Annotated in this window: 11 protein-coding genes and 1 pseudogene; 2 read left to right on the top strand and 10 right to left on the bottom strand. The window is 57.2% G+C overall.

Going from position 1 to position 8,206, the window contains the following annotated elements; all coding sequences use genetic code 11:
• Window positions 1–266: 266 nt before the first annotated feature.
• From EIC84_RS25585 to EIC84_RS25550, 8 genes are all read right to left on the bottom strand, one after another.
• The gene (locus EIC84_RS25585; protein WP_003071665.1) at window positions 267–767 is read right to left on the bottom strand and encodes an SRPBCC family protein; all 501 of its coding nucleotides are present in this window, start codon (window positions 765–767) and stop codon (window positions 267–269) included.
• A gap of 323 nt (window positions 768–1,090) precedes the next feature.
• On the bottom strand, window positions 1,091–3,424 hold the full coding sequence (locus EIC84_RS25580; RefSeq protein ID WP_003071670.1) for a heavy metal translocating P-type ATPase: 2,334 nt from the start codon (window positions 3,422–3,424) through the stop codon (window positions 1,091–1,093).
• A 3-nt stretch (window positions 3,425–3,427) separates the two neighbouring features.
• The gene (locus tag EIC84_RS25575) at window positions 3,428–3,670 is read right to left on the bottom strand and encodes a DUF2933 domain-containing protein (RefSeq protein WP_003071673.1); all 243 of its coding nucleotides are present in this window, start codon (window positions 3,668–3,670) and stop codon (window positions 3,428–3,430) included.
• Between the two features lie 84 nt (window positions 3,671–3,754).
• Complete coding sequence (locus tag EIC84_RS25570; protein ID WP_224651149.1) at window positions 3,755–4,042, bottom strand: heavy-metal-associated domain-containing protein; 288 nt, start codon at window positions 4,040–4,042, stop codon at window positions 3,755–3,757.
• A gap of 56 nt (window positions 4,043–4,098) precedes the next feature.
• On the bottom strand, window positions 4,099–4,767 hold the full coding sequence (locus EIC84_RS25565) for an isoprenylcysteine carboxylmethyltransferase family protein (RefSeq protein ID WP_003071677.1): 669 nt from the start codon (window positions 4,765–4,767) through the stop codon (window positions 4,099–4,101).
• Window positions 4,764–5,021, bottom strand: a complete 258-nt coding sequence (locus tag EIC84_RS25560; RefSeq protein ID WP_003071679.1) for a DUF2933 domain-containing protein — start codon at window positions 5,019–5,021, stop codon at window positions 4,764–4,766. Before EIC84_RS25560 ends, EIC84_RS25565 begins: the two co-directional genes overlap by 4 nt.
• A 25-nt stretch (window positions 5,022–5,046) precedes the next feature.
• Window positions 5,047–5,520 (bottom strand): hypothetical protein, encoded by a 474-nt coding sequence (locus EIC84_RS25555; protein WP_003071682.1) that lies wholly within the window; start codon window positions 5,518–5,520, stop codon window positions 5,047–5,049.
• A gap of 90 nt (window positions 5,521–5,610) precedes the next feature.
• Window positions 5,611–5,955 (bottom strand): copper-binding protein, encoded by a 345-nt coding sequence (locus EIC84_RS25550; RefSeq protein ID WP_003071684.1) that lies wholly within the window; start codon window positions 5,953–5,955, stop codon window positions 5,611–5,613.
• A gap of 388 nt (window positions 5,956–6,343) precedes the next feature.
• Between EIC84_RS25550 and EIC84_RS26655 the strand changes: the two genes are divergently transcribed.
• Window positions 6,344–6,688 (top strand): transposase, encoded by a 345-nt coding sequence (locus EIC84_RS26655; protein ID WP_003075123.1) that lies wholly within the window; start codon window positions 6,344–6,346, stop codon window positions 6,686–6,688.
• Between the two features lie 40 nt (window positions 6,689–6,728).
• Window positions 6,729–6,935, top strand: a pseudogene (locus EIC84_RS25540) (IS3 family transposase); the annotation flags it as partial.
• Window positions 6,936–7,027: 92 nt separating this feature from the next.
• On the opposite strand, the gene copD reads toward EIC84_RS25540, so the two are convergent.
• Both copD and EIC84_RS25530 read right to left on the bottom strand, forming a co-directional pair.
• Window positions 7,028–7,954, bottom strand: coding sequence for a copper homeostasis membrane protein CopD (gene copD / locus EIC84_RS25535; RefSeq protein WP_003071687.1), 927 nt, complete (start codon window positions 7,952–7,954; stop codon window positions 7,028–7,030).
• Between the two features lie 4 nt (window positions 7,955–7,958).
• On the bottom strand, window positions 7,959–8,206 hold a 248-nt coding region (locus EIC84_RS25530), incomplete at its 5' end, for a copper resistance protein CopC (protein ID WP_205699884.1).

Below are 8,206 nucleotides of genomic sequence, written 5' to 3'. Positions count from 1 at the left end.
CTGATACCAGCCTTTCAATGCGTTCTTGGTTGGGTACCCCAACTGGCGAATCGTGGCTCTGGCACGCAAGCCAAGCTTGATGTAAAGCTCAACTGCACGAATCCTGTCTGCGTATGAGTACATGAACTACCTCCTGGTAGTCCAAGTTTTTGTCCGCATCCCCCTCCGGCAATTCGCGATCGTGCCAGCCGCGCTCCAAGCCAATCACCAGACCGACAGCAAGCGCAGCAACCAGGCCCGGTGCGCCCGGGGAAGATCGTAGCCGTTCATCGATGCGCTCCATTGGCGGCCTGCGTAGCCGCCTGCAGCATCTTGCGCACGCACCAGTCCGCGTAAGAATGTCCAAAGAGCCTTCCAAGCCATCGCTGCCCCTTAGCCGAAGGCAGGTTGTAGTCGATCCAGACCCGCAGCCTCGTGCGGTGACCGCCTGGAGCAAAGTCGAAGCCCATGCGGTAGCTGCCGATCACCAACAGTCTCGGCTCACCAAGGGTCTCCCACGTCTTGTGGTGTTGGGGTACCCGTTCGACAACGGCTTCTTCCAGCCGCAAAGACATACCGAGAACGTTGCCGGACATGCGGATGACCGAACCCACGGCCTGGCCGCGTAGTTCGTCCGTTTCAGTATGAATCATCCCCCAGGCTAACATGGCTGAGCGCTTCCCCATGTGCGCCGCCAGTCGGGATGGATCGTCCAGTAGCGGGAACAGCACCCCCGGGGACGCTGCCAGCGTGGCGGTCACCTCGCGATGAAATTGGTAAGTACCCATCGCGGGGAGGCTAGAGAATTGGTCTGCTGCGTAATGCCTTGAAGAGGGACATCAATGGTCGTCATGTATTTCAATGCCTTGGCTGACTTGAGTGACTTTGGGTGCGCCATGCCAAGCGGCACTGGCGGCGGACATCCGCGCGCCTACGTCAAGGCGTGATGCCGATGCCTTCGGGGGCTCGCCAAGGCGGTCGGTGGTAGATCCTCTGCTTGGCCGTTGCGTCTTTGCACCCCTGCTCTCCTGCCCCCCCCGCCGCGGTGCTTTGAGAGGTCCGAGGTTTTTGTGGTGAGGCGGGGGGGTCATCACTCCTCCGAACTACGGGGTCATTTTTTCCCGCGCCGCAAACGCAGGGCATTGAATATCACCGAGGCCGAACTCAGACTCATGGCCAGCGCCGCGATCAGCGGGGACAACAACCATCCAGTGAACGGGTACAGCACGCCTGCCGCAATCGGCACCCCAATGCCGTTGTAAACAAAGGCGAACAGGAGGTTCTGGCGCATGTTTCGGACCGTGTCAGTGGAGATATCACGCGCCGCAGTGATTCCGCGCAAGTCGCCTTTGACGAGCGTGACCTGCCCACTGTTCATGGCCACATCGGTTCCCGTGCCCATGGCCACGCCGACATCGGCCTTGGCCAACGCAGGCGCATCGTTGATACCATCGCCGGCCATCGCGACAATGCGGCCCTCTTTCTGGAGCCGCTCCACAAGCGCCAGCTTGTCGGCGGGCTTGACTTCGCCATGCACCTCGTCGATTCCCAGTTTGGCGCCCACTGCCTTGGCCGTGGTCAGGCCATCGCCAGTTGCCATCACGATGCGCAAGCCGCTGGCGTGCAAATTTTGAATAGCTTCCCGCGTGGTGGCTTTGATGGGATCGGTCACGGCCAAGATTCCAGCCAGTTGTCTGTCCACGGCCAGATGCATCACGCTGGCGCCTTCATTGCGCAGACGCTCGCCATCGATCTTGAGCGCATCAGTGGCCACGCCCTCCTGCTGCATCAATGCGGTGTTGCCCAGCACCAGATGCTTCCCATCGACGATGCCGCGCACACCGATGCCGCTGCTGGATTCGAAATCAAGCGGCTTGATCAGTTCCAGGCCCTTGGCGCGTGCTGCGCTGACGATGGCCTCTGCCAAAGGATGTTCGCTGCCTTGGTCCAAACTTGCTGCAAGGCGCAGAACTTCGTCCGCTGTATAGCCGGGGGCGGCCACTGCGGCGTCGAAAGCGGGCTTTCCTTCGGTCAAAGTTCCGGTCTTGTCCACAATCAGCGTGTCCACCTCGCGCATTTTCTCGATGGCGCCAGCATCACGGAACAGCACTCCCTGTGTCGCAGCTCGCCCTGTGGCCACCATCACCGACATGGGCGTGGCCAACCCCAGCGCACAGGGGCAAGCGATGATCAGCACGGCCACTGAGTTAATCAAGCCAAAAACCCAGCTAGGTTCCGGACCGAACCAACCCCAGACAAAAAAGGTGGCAATGGCGATGAGCACCACCACGACCACGAATTTGCCTGCGACCACGTCCGCCATTCGCTGCATGGGCGCCTTCGAGCGCTGGGCATTGACCACCATCTGAACAATCTGCGACAGCATGGTGGCCGTACCGACTTTCTCGGAACGCATCACCAATGAGCCACTGGTGTTCATCGTGGCACCAATCACCTTGTCACCAAGGCGTTTTGTCACTGGTACAGGCTCACCGGTCAGCATGGATTCATCAACCGCACTGCTGCCTTCGGTCACAACGCCGTCGACCGGCACTTTCTCGCCGGGACGAATGCGCAGCAGATCCCCGACATGAACATGGTTCAACGGTACGTCTTCTTCGCTGCCGTCCACATTAATGCGGCGTGCGGTCTTGGGTGCCAAACCGAGCAGCGCCTTGATGGCCGCAGAAGTTTGTGAACGGGCCTTCAACTCGATGATCTGGCCCAACATGGTCAGCGAGATGATGACCACTGCCGCCTCATAGTAAACAGCCACACGCCCCATGGAGATAAACGAATCTGGGAACACGCCCGGCGCCAGAGTGGCCACTAGGCTGTAGAGAAAGGCCGCGCCCGTACCCAGACCAATCAAGGTCCACATGTTGGGGCTGCGATGGATGAGGGACTGCCAGCCGCGAGCGAAGAAGGGCCTGCCAGTCCACAACACGACAGGTAAGGACAGCACCAGTTCAATCCAGGTTTGCACTTTCATGTCAAACAATCCGAGGCGATGGCCGAACATGGCAAGGACGGTGACGATGATCGTGAGCGGCAGGGTCCACCAGAAGCGGCGCTGAAAATCCTTCAACTCATGGTTGTCTTCCTCGTCCAGGGGAATGATGGGCTCCAACGTCATGCCGCACTTGGGACAGGTGCCAGGATGATCCTGCCGCACCTCGGGGTGCATGGGGCAGGTGTAGATGGTGCCGGCCGTCTTTGGCGCAGTGTCCTCGGGTGCTATAGATACAAGGTACTGCAGCGGCTTCGCCGCGAACTTGCTTTGGCACTTGGCGCTACAGAAATAGTAGGGCCGCCCTTCGTGCGTCAATTGGTGTTCAGACTGCTCCGTGACGGTCATGCCGCACACCGGATCCTTCAGCTCCGATCCCGGGACTGGCGCGGCTGGAGGGTGACTGCCGTGATGATGGTGTGCATGCATGTCCATTGATTATTCCTTGTCGCTATTGGTGCGCTGGGGCGTCTGCGCATGGTTGCCATGGCCGCCATGGCCGTGCATTAGGTGCATCAGCGGACAGGCGAGGAGCAACAGGTAGGGCCAATAACCCAGAACATGGCCCCAGTGCTCTCGCAGCAGGTAAAAACCGGCGATCAAGGCCGCCGTTGCCAGCGCCAAGCCGGATGGACGGCGCCAGAACGATGGTGCATGGGAGTCGTTGTCAGGCTGATCCATGGCGTTGCTCCTTCAGAGTTACCAAAAAAGTACGGGGGTGCGGAATCGCCCGGCCGATCAATCCGCAATCAAATGCCGTGGCCGTTATCGGCAACCACAGCCCCCCGTGCCGCCACTGTGGCAGCCCGATGCTTTAGGCTGCGAAGTCGCAGCGGGACTGGACGCGTCTGTGGCCAACTTCGCGGGGTAGCCCGCATCCGTCAAGGCCATCAACAAAGGAGCGCTGCCCTGCGCCAGTTCCCCACTCACCCGGACACGGCCAGATGGGAGATCGACCTCCACCCCGCGGACCCCCGGTAGCGGCTGCAATGCCTTTGTCACGTGCTTAACGCATGAACCACAGCTCATGCCCTCGACTTGCAGATCAACCATACTCATATTTCAAACTCCTAAAAAATGAAGCGTGTACCGCCGGGAAGAAATCCAGATCATCTTTTTGATTCGGAGTCATTCGTCGACTCGGACTTGCCCATGCGAGGAATAAACCGGGGTGTTTGCTGGGCGTAGCTGTCGTACTCAGCACCGAATTGTTTGCGCATTTCGTTCTCTTCGGTGATTGCGAGACGCCCGTACATCAGGAGCAAGACAGGGAACATGACCAAGGTCAACAACGTGGGCCACTGCAGCAGGAAGCCCAGCAGAATCATCACGAAAGCAACGTACTGCGGATGGCGAATGCGTGCGTAGGGGCCTGCTGTGGCGAGCGACTGGCGACGCTGAGCGTGGTACAGCACATTCCACGCGGTGGACAACAGGTAGAAACCATAGCCCAGAAAAACGTAGCTAGCGATGTGCAGCACGCCAAAATGCGGGTCACCTTTTTCTCCCAAAAGGGTAGACCACAGGTGACCCGAGCTGTGGGAGAGCAGATCCAGGTTAGGGAATTTGGTTTGCAGCCAGCCCGACAGCAGATAAATCGTCAACGGGAAGCCATACATCTCCACGAACAAGGCAACGACGAAGGCTGCGAATGCGCCAAACGTCCTCCAGTCACGTGCCGTCGCGGGCTTGAAAAAGCTGAACGCAAACATGATGAAGATCGCTGAATTGATGATGACCAGCGACCACAGGCCATAAGCGGATTCGGTATGGTTCATCGTGAATCCCCTTCATTGCGTGATTCGGTAGTTTTCTTGGCATCAGGCTTGCTCTGGCCATGTCCGCCATGCATGAAGACATGCATCAGCGGGCAGGCGAGGAGCAGGAGAAAAGGCAGCGCCCCGACGACATGCGCGAGGTGTTCGGTCAACAGGAAATATGCCGCCACGCCGCCTATCACCACGAGGCCGATGGCATAGCGAGAACTCCAGAAGCTGGGGGGCGACTCGTGCCCGTCGTGTTGATGGTTCATGGTGACTCCCAATTCGGTGGATGCGTTACTTGGTCATCGAGGCAGGCAGACGATCCAGCATCATCTGCATCATGGACTCCATCATTTGCATGCGCTTTTCCATCATCTGATGGCGCTCGGCCATGTTGGCGGGCATGCCCTTGCCACCTTGCATACCACCCATGCCCTGCATGCCTGCGCCCATCTGCTGCATCATTCCCATGCCGTCCTGCATAAGCTTCATGTGCTCGTCCATGAGCGCCTGCCGATCTTCTGGCGTTTTGGCCACCATCATCTTTTCGTGCATCGCTTGCATGGCCTTCATCTGCTCGTCCATCTTGGCCATTCCAGCCATTTGCCCCGCACCCGTTGGCTTCGCGGCCGCCTTCATTTGCGAGGGCGCAGGCGATGTGCTTCCTGCAGGGTGATGGGCCTTGTGCTCATCGGCGGTTTGCGCCATCACGCTCAGCGAGGCTGAAGCGATACAGATACCAACCAGGGTATGGCGAATTTTTGACATAGTGTTCTCCTTCTTACGGTGAAAAAACCGTCGCAGTCAGCATTCAACCCATACGTCCGCGACGACACAGCACGCCCGAGCAGCGTGTTCTTACTGAACGGGCTGAATGTCACTAACAACCATCTTCCCGCCCTCGTTGACGACCATGAACTTGACCTTGTCGCCGGGCTTCACTTTGCCCAGCAGACTCTTGTCTTTTGCGGTGAACACCATGGTCATGCCGGGCATGTCCATGTGCTTGATTTCTCCGTGCTTGATGGTGACCTTGCCAGTTTCCTGATCGATCTTCTTGATTTCGCCGTCGGTCATGGATGCCGATGCTTGGGACATATCCATCTTGCCGTGATCCATCATGGTCTGGGCGAAGCTGCCTATAGGCATAAATGTAACCATGGCGAGGGCGAAGACGGCAAGAATGTTTTTGATGGTGTTCATGACTCCCTCAGGAATGAGAGTAAAAAAAGTGGATTACTTCTTGGCCATTTTGACGGCACCCTTCATGCCAGCCTCGAGTGACCAGACATCAGGCACGCGCAGTTGGCAGTGCCCGCCTTCTTGGCGAATTGCCAGATGATCTCACCTTGCTGGCCAGGGGTCCGCGTGACCTTGCTGGGCACATCACGACGAATGATCGATCTCATGAAAGGGATTCTGAAGAGCAAACATGTCAGGAACCTGTGCGTCAAATTACATATTTGTTATCTTCATGTCAGGCATACAGAAACTCGTCAAACTCACGTCTACGCCAGATAGCGGAGAGTGACCTTGCCCCTAAAAAGGGGAGTTCTTAGTTTTGTACAAAATCTCGCTAAGGAGCCAAGAGATGACGTCAAAGCAAGTGCGTGCGCAATACACGCAAGACTTCAAGTTGGAAGCCGTCAGGCAGGTGCAGCAAGGACAGTCTGCGGCTGCTGTGGGCAAGATTCTGGGCATCCCCAAAGCCAGTTTGGCTAACTGGGTCAGGCAAGCGGCTCTGGGCCAATTGGAGGCTGCTCATCCTCAGGCAAGGTCCAGCGTCATCGGCTCAATCGCCAGGCCAACAACGCACTGCGAAGTGACGCCCGCACCCTGCAATACGGCGCACTGGCGAAGGACTGTCAAAGAAGGAGATTCATCGTTGCCTGAAACGCTACATCGTCCGGGAGCTATACCCGCTCATCCTGGCTGACTTGAAAGACTCTGAATCTTCTGCTTGACATAGGAGCGTCAACGCCCCCACAGAAAGCTTCTGGGGTCGACTGAAAGCAGCCAGTGTGCATGGTCAACGGTTCGTCACCCGTGAGCACGCCAAGCAGGCCGTGATGGACTGGATGGCCTTCTACAATCACCGACGACTGCATTCGTCGCCGGGCTACCTTAGCCCAATGCAGTACGAGCAACGCTGGTACGAGGCACAGCCTAAAAAGGCCGCGTAATCTGGGAGCTAAGAACTCCACAAAACAGGGGCAACATCAACTTCTGCTAAGCGCAGCTCCCGCATCTGCTGTCGGTGGTTGATCTCGGAGGATCAAATTCCTTTTGGGGAAAGAATCCCTAACCAAGCCACGCACGCCAAAACCAGAACTGCAAGTATTGCCTCCATGAACAGGCTCTGGCGTAGCTTAGCGACTGCTTGTGCACGATTTCCTGAGCTCAACGATGCCTCCAGAGTTGGACTAAGCCGGAATCGATTTGCTGCTGCCAATGCAAGCATTCCGAGAACCAGCATTAGTTTGCCTAACAGCAACTGACCATAGAGTGTCGAAACAAGCGGATCAAGCGAAGGCCCTGCGATCAATACGTAGTTGAGTACGCCACTGATCGACAGAACGACCACGATCAGCGTCCCGACCTGGGCGAAGCCATTCGATGTACGGCTCAATATCGCAACTGTGTTCGATGTCGTATTCGCACTGCTTGCGGCTAAGATCAAAAACGCGAGCAACGCACCGACCCACGCACCTGCGGCCCAAAGGTGCGCGATGTCCGAAGCCAGGTGGAGGTATCCGAGCATTCCATCGTCCATCGCACCATGGCCAGCCCAGGCCAGGGTCGCCAGTGCCACACCGCTAGATACGGACATGGTGACAAAGCGCACCGTTGGATTGAATTTCACCAATGTGATCAAGATGCAAAGCACAAGCGCAAGAATACGAATGCACCAAGCTAGACCCATGTGGGTGCCGGTGATGAGCATCTCGAAAACATGCGTTGATAACTCGGCATATGTTTGCGCACCGGACATTGCCTTGGCAAGGACTGTCATGCTGACCACAGACAAGGCAATTCCGATTGCTGCAAATGCACCGACACATAGTCGGTAAAAGCGCGCAATTGCCAAGGATCGCTCGTCATGGCCAAGGGCATAGACGCCAAACATGGCGACGCCAAAGGCCGCTGCCATGTCGAGATAAAGCGCAAGACGCAATACGATGGTGAACCAATCCTCGGCCATTTGTTTACTTTACCTGAAATGTGACATTGCCATTGATAGGGTGTGTGTCTGATGACACGGCACGCCAATCCACGCGATATGCACCTGGTTGAAGTGCTTGCGCGGGAGTAATGACCATGGTTTTTCCATCGCTAGCGCCAGAGACGCTTGCGCTGACCTTCATTGCGCCGTGATTCGGCATTCCGGGCATGCCCGTCATGGTCAAGTTCGCAGCCGAGAACTGAGGAACCAGCGTCTCAGAAAATTTCAACT

It is taken from the genome of Comamonas sp. A23 (assembly GCF_004522605.1).
GTDB lineage: Bacteria > Pseudomonadota > Gammaproteobacteria > Burkholderiales > Burkholderiaceae_C > Comamonas > Comamonas thiooxydans.
Note: the sequence above shows the minus strand (reverse complement) of the source record. Positions and strands in the feature narration are given on the sequence as shown.

Excerpts from the sequence above, each read along its gene's own strand:
- EIC84_RS26655 (WP_003075123.1), top strand. The coding sequence starts at position 6,344 with ATGACGTCAAAGCAAGTGCGTGCGCAATACACGCAAGACTTCAAGTTG.
- EIC84_RS25580 (WP_003071670.1), bottom strand. The coding sequence starts at position 3,424 with ATGGACATGCATGCACACCATCATCACGGCAGTCACCCTCCAGCCGCG.
- EIC84_RS25585 (WP_003071665.1), bottom strand. The coding sequence starts at position 767 with ATGGGTACTTACCAATTTCATCGCGAGGTGACCGCCACGCTGGCAGCG.
- EIC84_RS25555 (WP_003071682.1), bottom strand. The coding sequence starts at position 5,520 with ATGTCAAAAATTCGCCATACCCTGGTTGGTATCTGTATCGCTTCAGCC.
- EIC84_RS25575 (WP_003071673.1), bottom strand. The coding sequence starts at position 3,670 with ATGGATCAGCCTGACAACGACTCCCATGCACCATCGTTCTGGCGCCGT.
- EIC84_RS25565 (WP_003071677.1), bottom strand. The coding sequence starts at position 4,767 with ATGAACCATACCGAATCCGCTTATGGCCTGTGGTCGCTGGTCATCATC.
- copD (WP_003071687.1), bottom strand. The coding sequence starts at position 7,954 with ATGGCCGAGGATTGGTTCACCATCGTATTGCGTCTTGCGCTTTATCTC.
- EIC84_RS25560 (WP_003071679.1), bottom strand. The coding sequence starts at position 5,021 with ATGAACCATCAACACGACGGGCACGAGTCGCCCCCCAGCTTCTGGAGT.
- EIC84_RS25550 (WP_003071684.1), bottom strand. The coding sequence starts at position 5,955 with ATGAACACCATCAAAAACATTCTTGCCGTCTTCGCCCTCGCCATGGTT.
- EIC84_RS25570 (WP_224651149.1), bottom strand. The coding sequence starts at position 4,042 with ATGGTTGATCTGCAAGTCGAGGGCATGAGCTGTGGTTCATGCGTTAAG.